Origin of the sequence: Methylobacterium sp. NEAU K (assembly GCF_030700285.1) — a bacterium.
Classification (GTDB): Bacteria; Pseudomonadota; Alphaproteobacteria; order Rhizobiales; family Beijerinckiaceae; genus Methylobacterium.
In genome coordinates, this window is record NZ_JAUYZJ010000034.1 from 1 (window position 1) to 22,232 (window position 22,232).

The 22,232-nt window shown below is 69.4% G+C and carries 18 protein-coding genes and 3 pseudogenes; 9 read left to right on the forward strand and 12 right to left on the reverse strand.

Annotated elements, in window-relative coordinates; all coding sequences use genetic code 11:
* Positions 1–3,462 (forward strand): autotransporter domain-containing protein (locus tag Q8W67_RS21770; RefSeq protein ID WP_305549860.1); only part of this gene is annotated, 3,462 nt, incomplete at its 5' end.
* Between the two features lie 105 nt (positions 3,463–3,567).
* Positions 3,568–4,118 (forward strand): annotated as a pseudogene (locus Q8W67_RS21775) (IS6 family transposase); the annotation flags it as partial.
* Between the two features lie 64 nt (positions 4,119–4,182).
* Here the strand turns inward: Q8W67_RS21775 and Q8W67_RS21780 are convergent.
* Positions 4,183–4,416 carry a hypothetical protein gene (locus tag Q8W67_RS21780; RefSeq protein WP_305549861.1) on the reverse strand — a complete coding sequence of 78 codons (234 nt, stop codon included), beginning with the start codon at positions 4,414–4,416 and terminating at the stop codon, positions 4,183–4,185.
* 46 nt (positions 4,417–4,462) lie between these two features.
* Here Q8W67_RS21780 and rsgA point away from each other — a divergent pair, with 46 nt between their 5' ends.
* The gene (gene rsgA / locus Q8W67_RS21785; RefSeq protein ID WP_305549862.1) at positions 4,463–5,497 is read left to right on the forward strand and encodes a ribosome small subunit-dependent GTPase A; all 1,035 of its coding nucleotides are present in this window, start codon (positions 4,463–4,465) and stop codon (positions 5,495–5,497) included.
* Between the two features lie 340 nt (positions 5,498–5,837).
* On the opposite strand, the pseudogene Q8W67_RS21790 reads toward rsgA, so the two are convergent.
* Positions 5,838–5,950: pseudogene (locus tag Q8W67_RS21790) on the reverse strand (IS3 family transposase); the annotation flags it as partial.
* 350 nt (positions 5,951–6,300) lie between these two features.
* On the opposite strand from Q8W67_RS21790, the gene Q8W67_RS21795 reads away from it, so the two are divergent.
* From Q8W67_RS21795 to Q8W67_RS21810, 4 genes are all read left to right on the forward strand, one after another.
* Positions 6,301–7,581, forward strand: coding sequence for a Coenzyme F420 hydrogenase/dehydrogenase, beta subunit C-terminal domain (locus tag Q8W67_RS21795; RefSeq protein ID WP_305549908.1), 1,281 nt, complete (start codon positions 6,301–6,303; stop codon positions 7,579–7,581).
* Complete coding sequence (locus Q8W67_RS21800) at positions 7,578–9,125, forward strand: alpha/beta hydrolase (RefSeq protein ID WP_305549863.1); 1,548 nt, start codon at positions 7,578–7,580, stop codon at positions 9,123–9,125. The genes Q8W67_RS21795 and Q8W67_RS21800 overlap by 4 nt, the downstream gene beginning before the upstream one ends.
* Before the next feature lie 75 nt (positions 9,126–9,200).
* Positions 9,201–10,094, forward strand: a complete 894-nt coding sequence (chlG, locus tag Q8W67_RS21805) for a chlorophyll synthase ChlG (protein WP_305549864.1) — start codon at positions 9,201–9,203, stop codon at positions 10,092–10,094.
* Entirely contained in the window at positions 10,091–10,930 is an 840-nt protein-coding gene (locus Q8W67_RS21810) for a cytochrome b (RefSeq protein WP_305549865.1), read from the forward strand. Before chlG ends, Q8W67_RS21810 begins: the two co-directional genes overlap by 4 nt.
* A gap of 349 nt (positions 10,931–11,279) precedes the next feature.
* Here the strand turns inward: Q8W67_RS21810 and Q8W67_RS21815 are convergent.
* From Q8W67_RS21815 to Q8W67_RS21850, 8 genes and pseudogenes are all read right to left on the reverse strand, one after another.
* Positions 11,280–11,451, reverse strand: a pseudogene (locus Q8W67_RS21815) (IS630 family transposase); the annotation flags it as partial.
* A gap of 82 nt (positions 11,452–11,533) precedes the next feature.
* A complete protein-coding gene (gene lpdA, locus Q8W67_RS21820) occupies positions 11,534–12,973 on the reverse strand; it encodes a dihydrolipoyl dehydrogenase (RefSeq protein WP_305549866.1) in 1,440 nt (479 codons plus the stop codon).
* A 13-nt stretch (positions 12,974–12,986) separates the two neighbouring features.
* Positions 12,987–14,387 carry a pyruvate dehydrogenase complex dihydrolipoamide acetyltransferase gene (locus tag Q8W67_RS21825; RefSeq protein ID WP_305549867.1) on the reverse strand — a complete coding sequence of 467 codons (1,401 nt, stop codon included), beginning with the start codon at positions 14,385–14,387 and terminating at the stop codon, positions 12,987–12,989.
* 4 nt (positions 14,388–14,391) lie between these two features.
* Complete coding sequence (locus Q8W67_RS21830) at positions 14,392–14,985, reverse strand: Uma2 family endonuclease (protein ID WP_305549869.1); 594 nt, start codon at positions 14,983–14,985, stop codon at positions 14,392–14,394.
* Between the two features lie 18 nt (positions 14,986–15,003).
* A complete protein-coding gene (locus Q8W67_RS21835) occupies positions 15,004–15,279 on the reverse strand; it encodes a DUF5076 domain-containing protein (protein WP_305549870.1) in 276 nt (91 codons plus the stop codon).
* A 69-nt stretch (positions 15,280–15,348) separates the two neighbouring features.
* Entirely contained in the window at positions 15,349–16,794 is a 1,446-nt protein-coding gene (locus Q8W67_RS21840; protein WP_305549871.1) for a pyruvate dehydrogenase complex E1 component subunit beta, read from the reverse strand.
* 58 nt (positions 16,795–16,852) lie between these two features.
* Positions 16,853–17,926: a pyruvate dehydrogenase (acetyl-transferring) E1 component subunit alpha gene (pdhA, locus tag Q8W67_RS21845; protein WP_370693930.1), complete on the reverse strand. Its 1,074-nt coding sequence runs from the start codon at positions 17,924–17,926 to the stop codon at positions 16,853–16,855.
* A 137-nt stretch (positions 17,927–18,063) separates the two neighbouring features.
* Complete coding sequence (locus Q8W67_RS21850; RefSeq protein ID WP_305549872.1) at positions 18,064–18,375, reverse strand: septum formation initiator family protein; 312 nt, start codon at positions 18,373–18,375, stop codon at positions 18,064–18,066.
* Between the two features lie 357 nt (positions 18,376–18,732).
* Here Q8W67_RS21850 and Q8W67_RS21855 point away from each other — a divergent pair, with 357 nt between their 5' ends.
* A complete protein-coding gene (locus Q8W67_RS21855) occupies positions 18,733–19,221 on the forward strand; it encodes an adenylate/guanylate cyclase domain-containing protein (RefSeq protein ID WP_370693931.1) in 489 nt (162 codons plus the stop codon).
* A gap of 207 nt (positions 19,222–19,428) precedes the next feature.
* Here the strand turns inward: Q8W67_RS21855 and eno are convergent, their stop codons facing one another.
* Positions 19,429–20,718 (reverse strand): phosphopyruvate hydratase, encoded by a 1,290-nt coding sequence (eno, locus tag Q8W67_RS21860; protein WP_305549873.1) that lies wholly within the window; start codon positions 20,716–20,718, stop codon positions 19,429–19,431.
* A 501-nt stretch (positions 20,719–21,219) separates the two neighbouring features.
* Between eno and queF the strand changes: the two genes are divergently transcribed.
* Positions 21,220–21,672: a preQ(1) synthase gene (gene queF, locus Q8W67_RS21865; RefSeq protein ID WP_305549874.1), complete on the forward strand. Its 453-nt coding sequence runs from the start codon at positions 21,220–21,222 to the stop codon at positions 21,670–21,672.
* Positions 21,673–21,735: 63 nt separating this feature from the next.
* On the opposite strand, the gene Q8W67_RS21870 is transcribed toward queF, so the two are convergent.
* Positions 21,736–22,056, reverse strand: a complete 321-nt coding sequence (locus Q8W67_RS21870; protein ID WP_305549875.1) for a hypothetical protein — start codon at positions 22,054–22,056, stop codon at positions 21,736–21,738.
* Positions 22,057–22,232 lie beyond the last annotated feature (176 nt).

Consider the following 22,232-nt stretch of genomic DNA (forward strand, 5'->3'; position numbering starts at 1 on the left):
ACCCGCCTCGCCTCCTTCGCCTCGATCCCGATCCGGGGCAGCCTGATCAAGCTGGGCGGCGGCACGCTGACGCTGACGGGCACCAACACCTATTCCGGCGGCACCACCTTGGCGGGCGGCATCCTGTCGGTGGCGCGCGACGCGAGCCTCGGCGCCGGCTCCGCTCCGCTCACCTTCGACGGCGGCATCCTGCAGGTCACCGGAACCGGCTTCACCGCCACGCCACGCCCGATCACCTGGGCCGATGGCGGCGGCGGCCTCGACATCGCCGACCCGGCCAACACCTTCACCCTGGCCCAGTCGCTCTCGGGCCCCGGTGGCCTGGCCAAGCTCGGCGCCGGCACCCTCGCGCTCTCCGGAACCAACAGCTATGCCGGCCCCACCCTGGTGGCCGCCGGCATCCTCCAGGCCAGCGGCGGCAACGCCATCGGCGATCGCAGCGCCGTCCTGGTCGGCGCCGGCGCGACCCTGGCGCTCGCCGACAGCGAGACCGTCGGATCGCTGGCCGGACAGGGCCGCGTCGCCCTCGGATCCGCCCGCCTCACCGCCGGCGGCGACGGCTCCTCCACGACCTTCGCCGGAACCCTCGACGGCAGCGGCGGCCTGACCAAGGCCGGCATCGGCACCCTCACGCTGACCGGCGCCAACACCTACGCGGGCGGCACGACCATCGCGGCCGGAACCCTCCAGGTCGGCGCCGGCGGCACCGCCGGCAGCCTCGTCGGCGACGTCGCCGATGCCGGCACCCTGGCGTTCAACCGCGCCGACGACACCACCTTCACCGGCATCGTCTCGGGCACCGGCGACCTGGTCCAGCGCGGCCCCGGCACCCTCACCCTCACCGCCGCCCACGGCTTCACCGGCCTGACCACCGTCGCCGCCGGCGGCCTCAGCCTCACCGCCACCGCCAGCCTGGTCTCGCCGGTGGTCACCCTGGCGGGCACGACGCTGACCAACGCCGGGACGCTCGCCGGCGGCCTGACCAATGCCGGCACCGCCACCACCAGCGGCACGATCGCGGGCGGGCTGACCAACACCGGATCCCTCACCGCCACCGCCGGCGCCCTCAACGGCGCCGTCCGCAACGCCGGGCAGCTCGCCGTCACCGGGCCGGTCACCGGCGATGCCGGCCTCACGAACGCCGCCAACGCCAGCCTGACCATCGCCGGGCGCTACCGCCTCGCCGGGGCGCTCGGCAACGCCGGCACCGTCGCGGTCACGGATGGCGGCAGCCTCGTCGCCGGCAGCATCGCCAATGCCGGCCTGCTCACCGTCGCGGCGCAAGCCAGCGTCGTCGACGACCTGCTCAACACCGGCCGCCTGATCAATGCCGGCCGCTACACCGCCGACGCCGTCAACGCCCCGGGCGGGACCCTGATCAACACCGGGACCTTCACCACCGTCTCCGCCCCGCTCGCCAATGCCGGCATCCTGGTCACCACCGGCACCCTCTCCGGCGGGCTGGCCAATACCGGCTTCGTCCAGGCCTCGGGCGTGCTGGCCGGGCCGGTGAGCAACGCCCCGGGCGGCGTCATCGCGCTCACCGGCGCCACCACCGGCATCGCCCGCCTGAGCAACGACGGCGCGTTCGACCTCGGCGGCACCGCCCTGACGGTCGGCTCGCTGACCGGCACCGCCGCCGCCGCGACGCTCGGCAACGGCCGGCTCACGGTCGGCACCGACGACAGCTCGACCCTCTACGCCGGCCAGATCGTCGACGGCTCCAGCGCCACCAGCCTGACCAAGGTCGGCGCCGGCACCCTGACGCTCGCCGGCCTCAACAGCTTCTCGGGGCCGGTCAGCGTGCAGGGCGGCGAGCTCGCCGTCACCGGCGCCCTGCCCAACGCCGCCCTCAGCTTCGGCGCCGGCAGCCGGCTCACCGGCGACGGCTGGTTCGGCAGCCTCAGCCTCGGCGCCGGCAGCGTGCTCAGCCCCGGCGCCGCCCCGGGCGCCGGATCCAGTGCCCTCGGCCGGATCAGCGTCGCCGGGACCCTCACCCTGGCGCCGGGCTCGGTCTACCGGGTCGACGCCACCGCCGACGGCCAGGCCGACCGGGTCGCGGTCGGCGGCACCGCCACGGTGGCGGGCGCCCGCGTCGAGGCGGTGGCCGGCGCCGGCGCCTACGCCCCGCGCACCCGCTACACCATCCTGACCGCCGCCGGCGGCATCCAGGGCCGGTTCGCCGGGGTGTCGAGCACCTTCGCGTTCCTGACCCCATTCCTGGGCTACGAGCCCGGGGCCGTGACCCTGACGCTGGCGCGCAACGACCTCGACTTCGCCGCCGTGGCCCGGACCCGCAACCAGCGCGCGGCGGCCGCCGCCGTGCAGGCCGGGGCGGTGGGCTCGGCCCTGTACGACGCGGTCGCGACCCTGTCGGCGCCCCAGGCCCGGAACGCCTTCGCGGGGATGGCCGGCGACGGTCATGCCAGCCTGGCCTCGACCGCGTTCGCCACCGCCGGCCTGGTGCGCGAGGCGGTGCTCGACCGGCTGCGCCGGGGCGCGGCCCCGGAGGCGCGGGATTACGGCACCCTGCCGGCGGCCTACGCGGCCGACCGGCCCGGGCCGCCGCCGGAGCCGGGCGACGTGCCCGCGCGGGTGTTCGACCCGCGGGTCGCCGGCCTGTGGGGCCAGGGGCTGGGCAGCCTCGGCCATGCCCGCGCCGACGGCAACGCCGCCGGTCTGTCGCGCCAGAGCGCCGGCTTCGTCATGGGCCTGGATACGCGCCTGGACACGCGCCTGGACGGGCGGGTCGGTGGCCTGCGGCTCGGCGTGGTCGGCGGCCACCTGGAGACCAGCCTGGCCAGCCCCGGCCAGGTCCAGACCGGCACGATCGCAAGCACGTTCGGCGGCCTGTACGGCAGTCTGGAGGCGGGCCCGGCGGTCGTGCGGTTCGGGGCGCTGGCGGCCGACGAGCCGGCGCGGCTGCGCCGGGTGGTGGCGTTCCCGGGGCTGACCGATACCCCCACGGCCCGCACCCAAGGACGCAGCGTCCAGGGCTTCGGCGAGGCCGGCTACCGGATCGCGCTCGGGTCCGGGTGGGGGCTGGAACCGTTCGCCGGCACCGGCGTGGTGGCGCTCGGGCGCGACCGCTTCGCCGAGCAGGGCGGGGCGGCGGCGCTGGCGGGGGCGGCGCGCGGCAGCCTGCTGCCGACCGCCACCGCGGGCCTGCGCGCGGAGGCGGGGCTGGATCCGGAGGCGGCGCTGCCGGTGTTCGTGCACGGCCTGGCGGGCTACCGGCGCACGTTCGGCGACGTCGTGCCGAGCGCCGGGCTGGCGTTCCGCGGCACCGGCGCCCGGTTCGTGAGCGCGGGCCTGCCGATCGACCGCGACGCACTCGTGGCCGAGGCCGGGCTGGCGGTGATGCTCAGCCCGGCCGCGACCGTCGGCCTGTCCTACACCGGACAGATCGGCGCCAGAGCCCAGGACCACGCCGCAAAGGGCGCCTTCACATACAGATTCTGAGATCAAGGAGAGCCTGTCGTAAACGCGAATGGGCCCGCGTTTACAGGTCCTTAGCCGCCGAGCTTGCCGTCCCCGTCCGGAGCCGGCCGATGATCCTCAATGCCTTCTCTTTCCCGGTATCTCCGGTACGCCTTGAGCTTGAGCTACCGTGACATCGAGGAGATGCTGCTGGAGCGCGGTCTGGAGGTCGACCACGCCACGATCAACCGTTGGGTGCTCGCCTGAGCCCCGCCCTCGAACGCCGCCTGCGCCAGTTCCGCAAACCGCACTTCGGGTCGATGCGCATCGACGCGACCTACATCAAGGTGCGCGGCCAGTGGCGCTACCTGTGCCAGGCCATCGACAAGCACGGCGCGGCCGTCGACTTCCTGCTCACGGCCAACCGGGATCTGGATGCCGCCCAGCGCTTCTTCCGCAAGATGCTGCGAAATCAGCCGCCGCTCGCCCCGGACCGCATCGGCACCGATGGTGCCGGTCCCTACCTGCCGGCCATCGCCGAGTGCCGGAAGGAGGTCCTGCTGCCGCGTGCGCCGACCCACCCCGTGACCAAGCGCCTGCGAGAGTGGATCGAGAGCGACCAATTCCGGGTCAAGCGGCCGATGCCGCGGGTGGGCGGGTTCCGCTCGTTCCACACGGCCCGGCGCCCGATCCCGGGGGGTGATCCTTAAAGCCGCCTCGGGCCGCTCAGCCCATAAAGCGATCGGCTTTGCCGGAGAAGACTTACTCGCCGTCCGCGGGCCTCAGAGTCAGATCCAGAACCTCCGGCACGTTGGCTTGTCCGGAACCAGGGACGGCCTTCACGAAGGAACTGAGGTCGACCTGCTGGTCCACCGTCATCGCCAGCCCGGGTACCACGGCGAACTCAGCGCCATCAGAAGCCGACGCTCTCACCCGGATGCTCAGGTGCCCATTGCCGAGGTCGGTGACGGCGAGCGGTTCGGGCTCAGAAGCCAAGATAAGCCAGAATATCGAGCCCTGGTCATAAGGGCGATGCCGTGTCATGGGCAGGCCGGTGACCGATCATCCCAAGCCCCTCCATCCTGTGTCGCATGCAAGCCTGGGTTGGTCCGGCTTCTTCGAGGACCAGCGTGAGCCCCACGAGACCGATCTCGCCCCGATGCGGATCGCCACGGTTCACCGCTCTCGACTGACTGGCCTGTCTCCGACCGGACCCGTCAAGCTGACGCTTCCGGTTCACGCTAACACTGGCGATTTCGCCGTGGGCGATTGGGTGCTGGTCGATCCCCGCACCGAGACGCTGCATCGCCGCCTCAACCGTAGGACGGTACTGGAGCGGCGCACCGAAGGCAGCAGGACCCTGCAGGCCGCCGCGGCTAATGTCGACACCCTGTTCGTCGTCACGTCCTGCAACGCTGATTTCAATCCGGCCCGGCTGGAGCGCTACCTGGCGCTGGCTAATCAGGGCGGCGCAAATCCGGTGATCCTGCTCACCAAAGCCGACATGGCGGCCGATGTGGGAGCTTACCAGCGCCAAGCCGCCGAGCTGCAGCGCGGGCTCGCCGTCGTTACCGTCAATCCCCGTCTCTCGGAGGCTGCAAGTGCCTTGTCACCGTGGTGCGGGGTCGGACAGACCGTTGCGTTGGTCGGCTCCTCCGGTGTCGGCAAATCGACCCTGGTGAACACCCTGGCGGGCCCGAGCCAGGAACTGCCTCAGGAAACCGGAGGCATTCGCCAGCACGACGCAAAGGGACGCCACACCACGACGTCGCGCTCGCTGCATGCCATTGCCGGCGGCGGCTGGGTCATCGACACGCCGGGGATGCGAACGCTGCACGTCAGCGACGCTGCGGAAGGAATCGAGACCCTGTTTGCCGAGATCACTGAGCTCGCGCCCTTGTGCCGGTTCCGCGACTGCACGCACGCGCACGAACCCGGCTGCGCCGTCCAGGCCGCCGTCGCCGACGGCAGGCTGGAACTTGAGCGCGTGGCCCGCTGGCGCAAGCTTTTCAAGGAGAACCGCGACAACACCCCCGCTTCCACAGGGCCGCGCGGTCGTCAAAAAGCGGGCAGATAGGCATCTTTATCGCCTCAATGAGGTCGGGACGCCCATGCATGCCTTTGCTTCACGTCTCGACTCGGATTTATGGTGCGCGCTTGCCCCATGTCTCAATGTCGGCGGCACTCGGCGACGGGCTTGTTCGGATACGCGCAGGGAATAGACGCTGTCTCCTTGCCGCATCTCCTGTCTGAACGCCCTCCAGCTGGTCGTCCAGATCGTCACTGGCGGATTTGAGCGCGTCGCGGCATCAGGCGTTGCGTAATTGCGCTCGTGCGCTTCGAGGAGATGATCGGCCAGCTTCGCCGAGGCGATGGAATTGAGCGCCGATAGGCGCTGGCGCATCTCGGTGACCTGAGTGGTTGCGGTGACGTGGCCGCAGACGAATCCAGGAGCGTCATTCGGCCAGAGACGGCTACGCGGGCGATGCTTCAGCGGGACCTTCAGCCGCTCGTGACGCCAGATCCGCTGCCCGGCCCAAAGCCGGCCGGTCAGGTCGCCCGCTACATCACGGCCGTCAAGGCAAGTTGACACTCGTCGGCCGGCTTCATAATCTTTTCGAGCGGCGGTTGCATGCGGTCAGAGCTGGAAAGCATCGATGAGCCCAAAGGGCGACGGACGCAGGGATTTCACAATCGAAGATGTGAACTGTGTTGATTTCATAGTTTGCTGTAAAAAATTTGTTTTACACTGTCACATTTCGGATGAGGCAGTATTAATAATATAATACACGAAATATATAAATATGAAATTTATAAGGAAAATATTTTGTAATATTCATAAAGTAAAAATCAAATCAAGGCAGGGATGATCTTGTGAGTATGCTTCCTGCCGATCTACCGGCCCACACGCAGGCTGCCGTCCAGATTCCGGCCTTCACGGACGCTGAGCCCCGCGACCTCTGTACGGATTGCGGGATTTCCCGTTCGTCGGAGCCCAAGCGGTGCGGCCGGGCCTGCCAATTCATCCGGCCCGACTATCCCGCTCTGGAAGCTCAGGTACACGGTAGGGCGCGCGACGCGGCACGTCCCGACGAGGTCTTCTTCGGGCCGTTCCGGAGAATGCTCCGGGCCAGCCTGATCCGGCCCCTCGCGAACGCGCAGTGGAGCGGGATCGCGACGCGCCTCGCCGAGCGGCTTCTGGAGACCGGTGCGGTCGAAGCCGTCCTCACGATGGCACCGGATCCTGCCGACCGCTGGCGGCCGGTGCCCGTCCTGGTGACTCGGCCGGAGGGCATGGCGGCCTGCCGCGGCATGCGGATGGGCTACGCGCCGCTCCTCGCGCTGCTGGAACCGGCGCGCGCGCAGGGGTACCGGCGGCTCGCGGTCATCGGCATTCCCTGCCAGGTCTACGCGTTGAGGGCCCTCGAAGCAGAACTCGGTTTCGAGCGGCTCTATGTGATCGGCACGCCGTGCTCGGACAACACGACCACCGAGCGCTTCCACGAATTCCTGGCCCTGCTTGCCGACGATCCCCAGACTATCGTCTACCTCGAGTTCCGCGCCGACTATCACGTCGAGCTGCGCTTCACAGATGGGCGGGTGAAGGCGATCCCGTTCCTGCAGCTGCCGATCTCGCGATTGCCGCCGGATTTCTTTCCGCTGACCTGCCGGACCTGCGTCGACTACACCAACGCCCTGTCGGACATCACGGTCGGCTACATGGCCGGCGACGGGGAACAGTGGCTCATCGTCCGCAATGGCCGCGGCGAGGAGCTGCTCGATCTGCTGGGCTCCGAGGTCCGTACCGCCGCGCCGGGCAGCGCCGGCAAGCGCCAGGGCCCTGTGAAGGGGTTTCTGGCCAACGTCGCGCGGGCGGCCGGCGGCCTTCCTTTGCGCCGCATGCCGGGCTGGGTGCGCCCGATCGTCGGCTGGCTGATGCCGCGACTCGGACCGCGCGGTCTCGAATTCGCCCGCGCCCGCCTGGAGATGAAGGCCATCGAGACGGTGCTCCACTTGCGCCGCGAGCGTCCGCGCCGCGTGCGCACGATGGTGCCGCCCCATGTTTGGGCGCTCGTGGCGCCCTACGGCCTGAGTCCGGTCGCCGACGAACGGCCAAGAAGCGACGCATCCGCCACCGCCCGCCGGCGCGGGCTGCCGTGAGGTCGTCCCATTGGCAGAAGACTTTTCGCACGGTGGTGGTGGCCCTGGCGCTCGGGGCGATCACGGCGGCACTCTGGCACTTGCGCGCAGAGACGGACGGGCTCGCGATCGAGGCTGTCTCGATCGATGGGACCCCGGCGACGATCTTCCGCGCGGAGGCCGCGCCGGCTGGGCCTGTCGTCGTGATCGCCCATGGCTTTGCCGGATCGCAGCAGTTGATGCTGCCCTTCGCGACCACCCTGGCGCATGCCGGGTATGTCGCCGTGACCTTCGACTTTCCCGGCCACGGCCGCAACCCGGCTCCGCTGACCGGCAGCATCACCCGAGAGGACGGCGCCACCCGCAATCTGGTCGCGGTGACGGCGCGGGTCGCCGAGCGGGTCCGGACGGTTGGGGATGGCCGCCTCGCGGTGCTCGGCCACTCGATGGCCTCGGATATCGTCGTGCGCGTCGCGCAGGCGTTGCCCGGCGTGGCCGCGACCGTCGCGGTCTCGATGTTCTCGCCAGCCGTGACGCGGGAGAGCCCGCGCGACCTGCTGGTGATCGTCGGTGGCTGGGAAGTGGCCCTGCGCCGGGAGGCCCTGCGGGCGGTCGGGCTGGTCTCGGCGCCCGAGGCACCCTGCGAGAACGTCACCTACGGCGACCCCGCTGGCGGCACGGCGCGCCGTGCCGCGGTCTCGGAGGGCGTCGAGCACATCGGCGTGCTGTATGCCCGCGCCAGTCTGGTGGAGGCCGTCGCTTGGCTCGATGGAGCCTTCGGAAGGTCGCCGCCCGCGCAGGGGCGGATCGATCGGCGCGGCCCCTGGATCCTCGTGCTGCTCGCCGGCGTCGTGGCACTGGCCTGGCCGGCCTCGCATCTCCTGCCGGTGGTCAGCCGGTTTCCCCGCGGCGCGGGCCTCGGCTGGCAGCGCCTGTGGCCGGCGCTCGTCGTCCCCGCCCTCGCCACGCCGCTCGTCTTGCGCGTGCTGCCGACCCACGTCCTGCCGGTGCTGGTCGCGGATTACCTGGCGGCTCATTTCGCGGTGTACGGCCTGCTCACCGCCGGTTGCCTCCGGTGGCTGCGGCATCGATCCGCCTCGGCGCGGGACACCGCGCCGCCAGCGGCAGTCGCGGCGCTGGCCGCCGGAGCGTTGGCCGTCACCCTCTACGGCTTCGTCGGGCTCGTGCTGCCGATCGATGCCTACGTGACTGCCTTCGTGCCGGGGCCGAACCGGGTCATCCTTGTCCTGGCGATGCTCGTCGGCACTGGCCCGTTCTTTCTCGCCGACGAGTGGCTGACGCGCGGGGCGGGCGCCGGGCGGGGCGCCTACGCCGCCTCGAAGCTCGCCTTCCTGCTGTCGCTGGGGCTCGCCGTCGGGCTCGATTTCGGGCGCCTGTTCTTCCTCGTCATCATCGTGCCTGTGATCGTGCTGTTCTTCCTCGTCTACGGGGCGATCGGCACGTGGGCCTACGGGCGCACCGGCCATCCCTGGGTGGCCGGGATCGCCAACGCGATCGCCTTCGCCTGGGCGATCGGCGTCACTTTCCCCCTGCTGGCCGGGTGATCGGGAACTCGCCACGGCCGATCAATCCACGCGACGGCATCGGGTCCGCTGCCGTCGCATCCTGGAAACCAGCGCATGATCTCGACGAACCGGACCACGCCCGCCCCCTCCGCCGTGCTGGAGCTCCTCAAACCGGTGACCTGGTTCCCACCGATGTGGGCCTTCGGCTGCGGCGTCGTGGCGTCGGGGATGCCGCTCGCCGGTCGATGGGGGCTTGCGCTGGCCGGCATCGTGCTCGCCGGCCCCCTGGTCTGCGCCGCGAGCCAGGCCGTGAACGACTGGTACGACCGCGAGGTCGACGCCATCAACGAGCCGAACCGTCCGATCCCTTCGGGGCGCATTCCCGGCACCTGGGGTTTCCGGATCGCCGTCGTATGGACCGCTCTCTCGCTGCTGCTGGCGCTGACCCTCGGGCGCTGGGTCTTCGCAGCCGCCCTCGTCGGGCTGGTGCTCGCGTGGGCCTACAGCGCCCCGCCGCTCCGGCTGAAGCAGAACGGCTGGTGGGGCAACCTCGCCTGCGGGCTCTGCTACGAGGGTCTCGCCTGGGTGACAGGGGCGGCCGTGATGATCGGGGGCGCCCTGCCGCCGCTCCCGTCCCTGATGCTCGCGCTCCTCTATAGCCTGGGCGCCCACGGCATCATGACGCTCAACGACTTCAAGTCGGTCGCGGGCGACCTCCGGATGGGTATCCGCTCGCTCCCGGCGATGCTCGGGGCCGCCCGTGCGGCCCGGGTCGCATGCTGGGTCATGGGGCTGCCGCAGGTCGTCGTGATCGGCCTGCTCCTGCACTGGGGCAGAGCGATCGAGGCCGCGATCGTCGTCATTCTGCTGACCGGGCAACTCCTGATGATGCAGCGCTTTCTCGCCGCCCCGACCGACCGGGCGATCTGGTACAGCGGCTTCGGGGTTCCGCTCTATGTGCTCGGCATGCTTGCGAGTGCCATCGCGGTCCGGGGTGCGATCGGATGATGGCGGCGGGGTACCTGAGCCTGGCGGTATTCCTGGCGGTGACGCTCAACCACGCCGATCGCTGGCTGCGCGCGGCCGGCACCGCCGCCGTCGCCCTCGGCTTGGCGATGATCAGTCTTTCGATCCTGCTGGCCGACTTGGACGGGACCCTCACGGCCCGGATGAATGCACCCACGCCGCTCACGCGCCTCACGCCCTTCATCCTCAACATCCAGGCGCTTGTGGCGGGCGCGGCGGTCCCGTTCCTCGTGTGGGCGGCCTGGGCGCAGACGCGGCGTGTGGCGTCGGCTCCGCCCCTGCGGAACGGGGCGGCCCGGTTCGGGCTGCTGTCGCGCTATGCCCACTGGATCACGGCTACGCTGATGCTCTGCAGCCTGCCGATGGGTCTGTTCCTATCGGTCCTTCCGGGAGGCTCGCCGGAACGCGCCACGTTCCTCGCCGCGCACGAAACGATGGGTCTGACCCTCGTCATTGTCGTCGCCCTCAGGATCGCCGTGCTGCTGACGACGCCCGCGCCCGGCTTGCCACAGGCGCTCCAACCTTGGGAGCGACGGGCCGCCCGGACGCTTCACCTGCTCCTGTACGGCCTCATCGTCGCCTTTCCCGCGAGCGGATTGTTGATGTCCGCCTATCAAGGCGCGGATGTATGGTTTTACGGCTGGCTGCTTCCGCAGATTGTCGCCCCGGAGGCGAAAACGGCCGCGCTCTGGGCGGCTATACATGGATGGCTGCTTCCGGCGGTTTTCTATGCGGCCATCCTGGCGCATGTCGGTGCGGTGCTCAAACATCACTTCACGGACGGATGCGTCCACGACGTCCGGCGAATGATCACATGACGGCCCGCGGCGCCCGCCGCACTGCGCCGAACGACCGTTGTAATAAAGTCGACATCTCTATCGTCTATGTATTGAAGCAATAATTGCTTTGTCGGTGAAATCGGTAAATATGATTATCTGAAATATATATACGGTAACTACGTAAATATATATTTCGTTTTATCAGTTGTCACAAATATTCAGTGCTGATATAGCACAAATCTGGACATTCCAGCCGGCATTTGTGAATGCCTTGTACGGTCTCCAGTCGAAGGACGCGCGGTGCCTGTCGCCGTCTTTGCTTCCCTGCGCTCGCGATGACGGCGCGGGACGATCGGCCGAGCGAGTCAACCGGCGATGTATTGCGCGTGCTGGCCTTCGAGCGCGAGCCGCCCGCATCGAGCGCCGACAGCGCCAGTAGACGCCGGGTGTGATCTGGATCGCGCGAACCCTTGGCCAGGGCACGCAGGCCCTCGGCGTCGAACTCCGACCGCAGCAGCCATCCCAGCCGCCTCGGGTTCGAAACCCGAGGACAGGATCACAACGCCGCTGCAGCCGCCACACCGCGTGAGTCACGCTCAGTGAGCCTTGGTATAAGGCTCTGTTGGTGTAGGAGTTCTCCGACTAGGTGTGGATCACCTTGCCGTACGCGTCGAGCACGCTCTCGTGCATCATCTCGCTGAGCGTCGGGTGCGGGAACACCGTGTGCATCAGCTCTTCCTCGGTGCTCTCAAGGTTCATCGCCACGACATAGCCTTGGATCAATTCGGTCACCTCGGCCCCGATCATGTGGGCGCCGAGCAACTGCCCGGTCTTGGCGTCGAACACCGTCTTGATCAGCCCGTCCGGCTCGCCGAGTGCGATCGCCTTGCCGTTGCCCGCGAAGGGGAAGCGGCCAACCTTCACGGCAAAACCCTGCTCCTTGGCCTTGGCCTCGGTGAGGCCGACGCTGGCGATCTGCGGCTGGCAGTAGGTGCACCCCGGAATCTTGGCCTTGTCCATCGGGTGGGTGTGCAGGCCCTTGATGGTCTCGATGCAGATCACCCCCTCGTGCTCGGCCTTGTGGGCGAGCATGGGCGGGCCGGCGACGTCACCGATGGCGTAGAGGCCGGGCACGTTGGTCCGGCCGAGCCCGTCCGTCACGATGGTGCCGCGGTCGATCTTCACCCCGAGCGTCTCCAGCCCGAGATTCTCGATGTTGCCGACGACGCCCACAGCCGAGATCAGCTTCTCGGCCGTGATCTGCTGGGTCTTGCCGTCGCCGCCCTCGATGGTGGCAGTGACCGAGTTGGCCCCCTTCTCGACCTTCGTCACCTTGGCGCCGGTCAGGATCTTGATGCCCTGCTTCTCGAAGCGCTTGCGCGCCAGTCCGGCGATCTCGGCATCCTCCACCGGCAGGATCTGCGGCAGCAGCTCGACCACGGTCACCTCGGCGCCCATGGTCCGGTAGAACGAGGCGAACTCGATGCCGATCGCGCCCGAGCCCATCACGAGCAGGCTCTTGGGCATCGCTTCCGGGACCATGGCCTCGTAGTAGGTCCAGATCTGCTTCTTGTCGGGCTCGATTCCGGGGATCGCCCGGGGGCGCGCGCCGGTGGCCACGATGATGTGCTTGGCCTGGTAGGTGCCGGCCCCCTTGGCGCCCTTGGGTGCCTCGGCCCGCTTGCTCTCCGTGACGGTGACCTGGCCGGGCTGGTTGCCCTTGGCCACGCTGTCGACCGCGGCCTCGCCCCAGATCACGTCGACCTTGTTCTTCTTGAGCAGCATGCCGACGCCGCCGTTGAGCCGGCCCGAGACGCCGCGCGAGCGCTTCACGATAGCGCTCGTGTCGAACGAGATCTCCTTAGCGGAGAGCCCGTAATCCGAGGCGTGCTGCATGTAGTGGTAGATCTCGGCCGAGCGCAGCAGCGCCTTGGTGGGGATGCAGCCCCAGTTCAGGCAGATGCCGCCCAGGTGCTCCCGGTCGACCACCGCGGTCTTGAAGCCGAGCTGCGCCGCGCGGATCGCCGTGACGTAGCCGCCGGGCCCGGCGCCGATGATGAGGACGTCGTAGATGTCGGACATCGTGTGCTCCGGCTTAGACCAGCATGCCCATCGGGTTCTCGATCAGCCCCTTGAAGGCCGAGACCAGCTCCGCGCCGAGAGCCCCGTCGAGCACGCGGTGGTCGCAGGACAGGGTGCAGGTCATCACCTGGACCACCGCCGGTGCCCCGTCCTTGACGACGACGCGCTTCTCGCCGGCGCCCACCGCCAGGATGCTGGATTGAGGCGGGTTGATCACCGCGGTGAAGTGCTTGATGCCGAACATGCCGAGGTTCGACACCGAGGTGACGCCGCCCTGGTACTCTTCCGGCTTGAGCTTCTTGGCCCGGGCGCGGGCGGCGAAGTCCTTCATCTCCTTGGAGATGGTGGAGAGAGTCTTCTCGTCGGCCCGGCGGATCACCGGAGTGAACAGGCCGCCGTCGATCGCCACCGCGACGCCGACCTCGGCCTGCTTGAAGCGCAGCACCCGGTCCTCGGCCCAGACGGCATTGGCGGCGGGCACGCGGGTGAGCGCCAGGCCCATCGCCTTGATGACGAAGTCGTTGACCGACAGCTTGAATGCCGGCTTGCCGTCCTTGTCCTTTCCTGCGGAGGCATTCAGCGTCTCGCGCAGCTTCATCAGCGCGTCGAGTTCGCAATCCACCGTGAGGTAGAAGTGCGGTGCGACCTGCATCGCCTCGGTGAGGCGCTTGGCGATGGTCTTGCGCATACCGTCTAGGGGCACTTCCTCGTAGGAGCCCTTGGCGTAGAAACCCTTGACCTGATCGACCGTGAGGCCGGCCGGCGCAGCGCCTGCGGGGGCCGCCTTCGGGGCTGGCGCTGCGGCCTTCGATACCTCGGCGGCGGCCTGCGCAGCCGGCGCCTTGGTGGTCCCGGAGGCCTTGGCCGCCTGGACGTCGCGGGCGATGATGCGCCCGTGCGGGCCGGTCCCCTCCACGGCAGCGAGATCGACGCCGTCCTGCTTGGCGATCCGGCGCGCGAGCGGCGACGCGAACACCCGCCCGCCCGCACCACCCTGCGGGGTGCCGCCGGGCTGCGCGCCCTCCGGCGCCGCGTTCACCCGCTCGTAGGACATGTGGCCGCCGCCCGGAGTGGTGTTCTGGTCGGCCGGCGACGGCGCGGCGGCGGGCTTTGGCTCGGGCGAAGCCTTCCCGTTGGCGCCGCCCGCGGCCTGGACGCTCGACGGGTCCTCGCCCTCCGCGGCGATCACCGCGATCAGGTCGTTGACCGGCACGTCGGCGGTGCCTTCGGGCACGACGATCTTGGCGAGCACGCCCTCGTCGATGGCCTCGACCTCCATGGTCGCCTTGTCGGTCTCGATTTCGGCCAGCACGTCGCCGGATTTCACGGCGTCGCCCTCCTTCTTGAGCCACTTGGCGAGGTTGCCCTTCTCCATGGTGGGCGAGAGGGCGGGCATCAGCACGTTGATCGGCATGGCATCAGGTCTCGGGCAAGGCCGGGGCGGCCGGATCGTCGAAGGGGAAGAGGTCGTCGAGGGGGAACGGGACGGCGTCGAAGGGCGGCAGGGCCACGGTCTCGCCGCGCTGGATGGTGGCGAGGAGCAGCCAGCGCCCGTCCGTGAGGGCGAAGCCTTCCAGCACGCCCGCGGCTGGATCGAGCAGCCAGAGATGGCCGACTCCCGCCTCTGCGTAGATGCGGCGCTTGCGGCCACGGTCGAGGCGGATCGTGGCCGGTGAGAGGATCTCGCACACCCAGTCCGGCGCGATCTCGATGAAGGCGGCATCGAAGTCGGTCGGCACCCGCTCGCGGCGCCAAGCGGCCAGATCGGGCACGACCACATGGGGGCCGAGATGAAGCTCCGGCTCGACCATGAAGATCCAGCCGCCGGGACCGCCGCGCCCATAGCGGAACGGGGTTCCCAGCAAGGTGGACAGGTCGGACGCCGCCATCGCGTGTCGCGGTCGCGGCCGTGGATGCGTCTCCAGCGTCCCGTCGACGATCTCGGCCACCAGATGGTCCGGGACTGCTTCGAGATCGGCGTAGATCGCCAGTCGGATCGCTGCCTCAGCCATGGTCGGATACCGCCATCGCTAGTTGAAGCCGCCGGGGTCGAGCCCCTCGGCCTCCCAGCCTGCGCGGATGCGCTCGAAGGCCTCCTCCTCCGAAAGGTCGGTCTCCAGTGCGTAGGCGCGGGCGGCTTGGCGAGCGAGATCGGCCAGCAGGCGGCCCCAGGTCGCGGGATCGTCGAAGGAGCGGCGCAGGGCGATGCTCACGGCGCCGTCCACCACGGCCGCGCGCAGCACCTCGACGCCGCCCTGTTCGCGGGCATCCGGCGGGATGGCGAGTTCGGCGAAGTCGTTGCTCATGGGGCGCCGGCTTGTCCTCGAACCCGTGCACGGAGGGGGCGCGGTGAAGCGGTCACGCCCGCTCCGCCGTCACTTGTAGCAAACGCTCTTGGCCGCCTCGACGACGTCCGCCACCGTCGGCAGCGCGAGCTTTTCCAGATTGGCCGCGTAGGGCATCGGCACGTCCTTGCCGGTGATGCGCAGAACCGGGGCGTCCAGGTAGTCGAAGGCGTCGACCATCAGGCGGGCGACGATCTCGGCGCCGATGCCGGATTGCGGGAACCCCTCCTCGACGGTGATGCAGCGGCCGGTCTTCTTCACCGACTTGACCACGGTCTCGGAATCCATCGGGCGGATCGTGCGCAGGTCGATCACCTCGGCCTCGATGCCCTCCTCAGCCAAAGCCTGCGCGGCCTTGAGCGCGTAGGTCATGCCGATCGAGAAGGACACGATGGTCACGTCCTTGCCGGTGCGGTGGACCCGCGCCTTGCCGATCGGCAGCACGAAGTCGTCGAGCTGCGGCACCGGGAAGGACTGGCCGTAGAGGATCTCGTTCTCCAGGAAGATGATCGGGTTCGGGTCGCGGATCGCGGCCTTTAGCAGGCCCTTGGCGTCCGAGGCCGTGTAGGGGGCGATCACCTTCAGGCCCGGCACGTTGGAGTACCAGGCGGCATAATCGTGGCTGTGCTGGGCGCCGACCCGGGCGGCCGCGCCGTTGGGGCCGCGGAACACGATCGGGCAACCGAGCTGGCCGCCGGACATGTACAGGGTCTTGGCCGCCGAATTGATGATGTGGTCGATCGCCTGCATGGCGAAGTTGAAGGTCATGAACTCGACGATCGGCTTCAGACCGGACAGCGCCGCGCCGACGCCGATGCCGGCAAAACCGTGCTCGGTGATCGGGGTGTCGACCACCCGCTTGGCGCCGAATTCCTGCAGCAGCCCCTGGGTGATCTTGTAGGCGCCCTGATACTCGGCGACCTCCTCGCCCATGACGAAGACGTCGCCGTCGCGGCGCATCTCCTCGGCCATGGCGTCGCGCAGGGCTTCGCGCACCGTGGTGGTGACCATCGGGGTGTTGGCCGGGAACTCCTCCATCACCGGCTCGTCGGTCGTTTTGGTGATGACGGCCGGGGCGGCCGGCGCCTTCGGGGCGTCGGAACCGATCTTGGCCGCCGGGGCGGCTTTCTCGGCCATCCCCTCGGCCTGCATGTCCGGCGTCGGGGCCGGGTGGCCGCCCGCGCCGTTGGGCTTCGCCTTGCCGCCGCCGGCGGCCGCCGCCGACACGTCCTCGCCCTCGCCCGCGATGATGGCGATCGGCGTGTTGACCGCGACACCCTCGGTGCCCTCCTCGATCAGGATCTTGGCGAGCACGCCCTCGTCGATGGCCTCGACCTCCATGGTCGCCTTGTCGGTTTCGATCTCGGCGAGCACGTCGCCGGATTTCACGGCGTCACCCTCCTTCTTCAGCCACTTGGCGAGCTTGCCCTCCTCCATGGTCGGCGAGAGGGCGGGCATTAGGATGTCGGTCGCCATGCTCAGCTCTGCGGTCGTCTTTTCGATAAGGGGGCGGCCAGCGGTTTCGTCCGCGCGTTCAGGCGTGCGCGTCCAGCAGGATGTCGGTCCAGAGTTCCGCGGGATCCGGCTCGGGATCGTTGGTGGCGAACTCGGCCGCCGCGTTGACGGTCTCGCGGACCTTGGCGTCGGTCGCCTTGATCTCCGCCTCCGGCACCCCGTGCAGCTCGAGCAGGCGCTTGCGCACCATCTCGATCGGGTCGTGCTCGTCGCGCATCTTCGAGACCTCGTCCTTGGTCCGGTACTTGGCCGGATCGGACATGGAGTGGCCGCGATAGCGGTAGGTCTGCATCTCCAGGATGTAGGGGCCCTGGCCCGAGCGGGCGTGCTCCACCGCCCGGGTGGCGGCCTCGCGCACTGTGCGCACGTCCATACCGTCGACCTGCTCGCCCGGGATGCCGAAGGAGAGGCCGCGCTTGGAGAAGTCCGTCTGCGCCGAGGCCCGGGCCACCGAGGTGCCCATGGCGTAGCGGTTGTTCTCGATCACGTAGACCACCGGCAGCTTCCAGAGAGCCGCCATGTTGAAGCTCTCGTAGACCTGGCCCTGGTTGGCCGCGCCGTCACCCATATAGGTGAGGCTGACCTTGCCGTTGTCCCGGTAATGGTCGGCGAAGGCGAGGCCGGTACCGAGCGAGACCTGGGCGCCGACGATGCCGTGGCCGCCGAAGAACTGCTTCTCGCGGCTGAACATGTGCATGGAGCCGCCCTTGCCGCGGCTGTAGCCGCCCCGGCGTCCGGTCAGCTCGGCCATCACGCCCTTCGGGTCCATGCCACAGGCCAGCATGTGGCCGTGGTCGCGGTAGCCGGTAATGACCTGGTCGCCCTCGACCGAGGCCATCTGCATGCCGATCACCACGGCTTCCTGGCCGATATAGAGGTGGCAGAAGCCGCCGATCAGGCCCATGCCGTAGAGCTGGCCGGCCTTCTCCTCGAAGCGCCGGATCAGCAGCATCTCGTGATAGGCGTGGAGGTCCTCCGCGCGGGTGAATTGCGGCATGTTCGGCGCCGGCTTGTGCGCCTCGGCGGCCTGGGGGCTCGCGACCGGCGGTTCCGAAGGCGAAGCGTCCTTTGCAGGCTCCTTGGCAGCGTCCATCGGCGCTCTCCCCGTGATTCCACGCGACTGGAAGGGGGTGTAGGACAGCGTCGGATGGAAAGCGAGGGCTGCCACTCTGACAGGCGGCCGCTCTTGTCAGACAGGACCTGACGTTGTGGGTCGCCGCGCGCGGATGTTCAGGGCGTGATGATGACGACGTCGTTGGCGTGGACGCGTCCGAGCACGATCCGCGCCCGCTCTTCCAGGAGATCGCGGTCGATCTGGTCGCTCTTCAGCAGCGCCACCCGATGCTCCCAGGTCGCGCGCTCGGCCTTGGCGGCGGCGAGTTCCTGGCTGAGGCCGTAGGCGCGGATCTTCAGCGCCTTCTTGGCTTCGAGGCCGCGGTTGCCGCTCTCGGCCTGCCACACGAAGAAGCCGACCACGAGCGCCGACAGGGTCCAGAGACCCAGCGGCAACACGACCATTCTGACGCGGCGGCGGACGACCATGGCGCGAGCCTCGCGCGGAAAGGTTAATGGAGCTTTTCGCGGCTGCGGGATCGTGCCCCGCGGGTAAGATCGCCGAGATGCCGGATCGAGGGAGCAAACCCGGGTACATGGACATGGCCGACCTCACGCGCTGGATCGCCGAGCACGCCACCGCGACCGACGACCACGACACCATGCTTGCCCGGGTCTGCGAGACGCTGTGCGATGCGGGTGTGCCGCTGTGGCGGGTCAGCGTCATGACGCCGGCCATCGACCCGATGGTGCGCGGCGTCAGCCTGAACTGGCACCTCGACCAGGGGCTCTCCTTCATTCCGAACCCCCTTCACGGCCCTGTCCGACCGGGCCGATCCCTACGACATGGTCACGTGGCTCAACGAGCATTTCGATGCGCTGGGCGATCCGGTTGCGCGGCACGGCGGCGAGATCCTGAAATTCCTCGGCGACGGCTTCCTGGCGATCTTCCCGGTACCGGATGCCGGCATCCTCCCCTGCCCCGTCTGCGCCAGCGCCCTCGACGCCGCGGCCGACGCGCTCGCGGCCAACGAGGCGCTCAACGCGCGGCGCCGCGCGGCGGGGCTGCCGGAGCTCTCGGCCGACTGCGTCGTGCATTTCGGCACGGTGGTCTACGGCAATGTCGGCACCGAGCGCCGCCTCGACTTCACGGTGATCGGGCGGGCGGTGAACGAGGCGAGCCGGATCGAGAGCCAGTGCGAGGCGCTCGGCCGCTCGCTGCTGATCTCGGATTCCTTCGCCGAGCGGTGCGGCCGGGTGCTCGAATCGGTCGGCACGGTGACGTTGCGGGGCTTGGCGCGCCCGCAACGGGTCTGGACCTTGCCGCCGGGGTGAAGATCGCCGGCAGCCGAAGTCTCCCGGATGGCGCGCCGCCCCGAGCTGCCGCGCGCTTCCCGCTCCCGCAGAGGGGGCAGAGAAACGCGCGCGCGTATCCGGCCGTGGGTCTCGTCCGTTGGCGATGCGTGAAAACCCTGGGATCCGCGACGGGGCCGGGCCACGCGCCCCTTCGGCGTGGGATCCGGTCCGCTGTGGTGCGCCCGTTCAGCGGCGGGCGAGGTGCTTGATCGCCGAGGGGCCGGCGTAGAGCGCCTGCGGGCCCAGCCCCTCCTCGATGCGGATCAGCTGGTTGTACTTGGCCAGTCTGTCCGAGCGGGCCAGCGAGCCGGTCTTGATCTGCCCGCAATTGGTGGCGACCGCGAGATCCGCGATGGTCGAATCCTCAGTCTCGCCCGAGCGGTGCGACATGACCGCGGTGTAGCCGGCGCGCTGGGCCATATCGACGGCGGCCAGTGTCTCGGTCAGCGAGCCGATCTGGTTGACCTTGATCAGGATCGAGTTCGCGGTTCCGTCGGCGATGCCGCGGGACAGACGCTCGACGTTGGTGACGAACAGGTCGTCGCCCACGAGCTGGCACCGGTCGCCGATCTTGTCGGTCAGGAGCTTCCAGCCGGCCCAATCGTCCTCGGACATGCCGTCCTCGATCGACAGGATCGGGTAGTTGGCGGCAAGCTGGGCGAGGTAATCCACTTGGGCCTCGATGGTGCGGGTCGCGCCCTCGCCCTCGTAAGCGTAGGCCCCGTCCTTGAAGAACTCGGTGGCGGCGCAGTCCAGCGCCAGGGCGATGTCGGTCCCCGGCTTGAACCCGGCGGCCGCGATCGCGTCCATCACGAAGTCGAGGGCGGCCTCGGCCGAGGGCAGGTTCGGGGCGAAGCCGCCCTCGTCGCCGACGTTAGTGTTGTGCCCTGCCTTCTTCAGCTTGCCCTTAAGGGTGTGGAACACCTCGGAGCCCATGCGCACGGCGTCCGCGAGGGACTCCGCGCCCACCGGCATGATCATGAATTCCTGGAAGTCGATCGGGTTGTCGGCATGGGCGCCGCCGTTGATGATGTTCATCATCGGCACCGGTAGGACCCGTCCCTGCACGCCGCCGACGTAGCGGTAGAGCGGCAGGCCCGAGGCCTCGGCCGCCGCCTTGGCCACCGCCAGCGAGACGCCCAGGATCGCGTTTGCCCCGAGGCGCGCCTTGTTGGGCGTGCCGTCGAGCTCGATCATCGCCTCGTCGACGGCGACCTGATCCTCGGCCTCCATGCCGCCGATCGCGTCCAGGATCTCGGTCTGGGCCGCCTCGACCGCCTTCAGGACGCCCTTGCCGAGGAAGCGGCTCTTGTCGCCGTCGCGCAGCTCGACCGCCTCGTGCGCGCCCGTGGAGGCGCCCGACGGAACCGCGGCGCGGCCGAAGGAGCCGTCCTCCAGGAGCACGTCGACCTCGACCGTGGGGTTGCCGCGGCTGTCGAGGATCTCGCGGGCGCTGATATTGGTGATCGCGGTCATGGAACGTCCTCTCGCGGGGCCGCGGGTCGGCTGCCGCACCCGGGATCCGGGGTGCGGCGCATAGCGGCGGCTTATCCGTCAAGCCGCGGTCGGCGGCAAGCGCCGGGGTAGGCTCTGTCTGTGCAGGCGCCGTGACAGTCTCGACTTCCAGGGCGGTCGCGCCGGGACCGGATGCCGGGCGCGGTTCCCCGCGAGGGAGTGATTGACCCTGCGCAGCTGCGCCTCGTCGCGGGCGCACCGGTCGTGACGGGTGAGGGCGGCGGGGATGCCCTGGGTCGCGTCGTCCTCGCCGCACCCGGCGGCGCGAGCCGGCGGGACCGAGCCTGTCACCGGGACGGACGCCGGCGTGGCGACATCCAGGACGTACAGACGTGCCATCTCGGGTCGATCGTGGATCGACCATGCGCCGACGATCGGCGGGGACCCTGCGGGAATGGGCATGAAGATTTCGTCGCGCCGCGGATGGGTGCGCCCGGGCGCGCGCCGCATTATACGGACGCGATGACCACGCCCGACACGCTCCAGCTCGGCCAGCCGACGCAGCTGCCCGCCTCGCCCACCGACGCCCGCCTCGATCGGGTGCCGAACCCGCACGCCGACACCGACTATGTGGCGCGCTTCACCGCGCCCGAGTTCACCTCGATCTGCCCGGTGACCGGCCAGCCGGATTTCGCAATCTTGGTGATCGACTACGTGCCCGGCGCCTGGCTGGTGGAGTCGAAGTCGCTGAAGCTCTACCTCGGCGCCTTCCGCAACCACGGGGCCTTCCACGAGGATTGCACGGTGGCGATCGGCAAGCGGCTCCGTGACCTGCTGGAGCCGCGCTACCTGCGGATCGGCGGATACTGGTATCCGCGCGGGGGCATCCCGATCGACGTGTTCTGGCAGACCGGCGAGCCGCCCAAGACGGTATGGCTGCCCGATACGGGGGTCGCCCCTTACCGCGGGCGCTGAGCCGAACGCCAAAAGGCGACCGGCTCGCGCCGGTCGCCTTCCGAACCGTTCGGAACGCGGGCCTTAGTAGGGTGCGCCGTAGTAGCCGTAGGCCGGCGCACCGTAGCCATAGGCCGGGGCGGCATAGCCGTACCCGCCGTAGGCCGGCCCACCGTAGTAATCGCGGGCCGCACCGGCGGCGACCGCACCGGCTGCCAGGCCGGCGATGCCGAGGCCGATGGCGGCACCGGTGCCGATGCCGCGACGGCCGCGGTAGTAGCCGTGACCGTAGCCATGGCCATAACCACCGTGGAAGCCATACGGACGCGCCTCGGCGCCGGTGGTGGCGGCGACGCTGCCGAGGGCCAGAGCGGCGGCAGTGGCGATGATACCGATCTTGCGCATAATGTTCCTTCTCGATCCTCGATCGAACATGCTCCTCAACGTGGCCGCACGGCGGTCGGTTCCAAGTTTTCGAGCATGATTTCCGGTGCTGGCCATGGCCTGAATAGCTGTTCATTTCCCCACACCCTCGCGGGCGCCGAAGTCCGACGCATGGGATGGTTGAGGTTCGGTTCGTG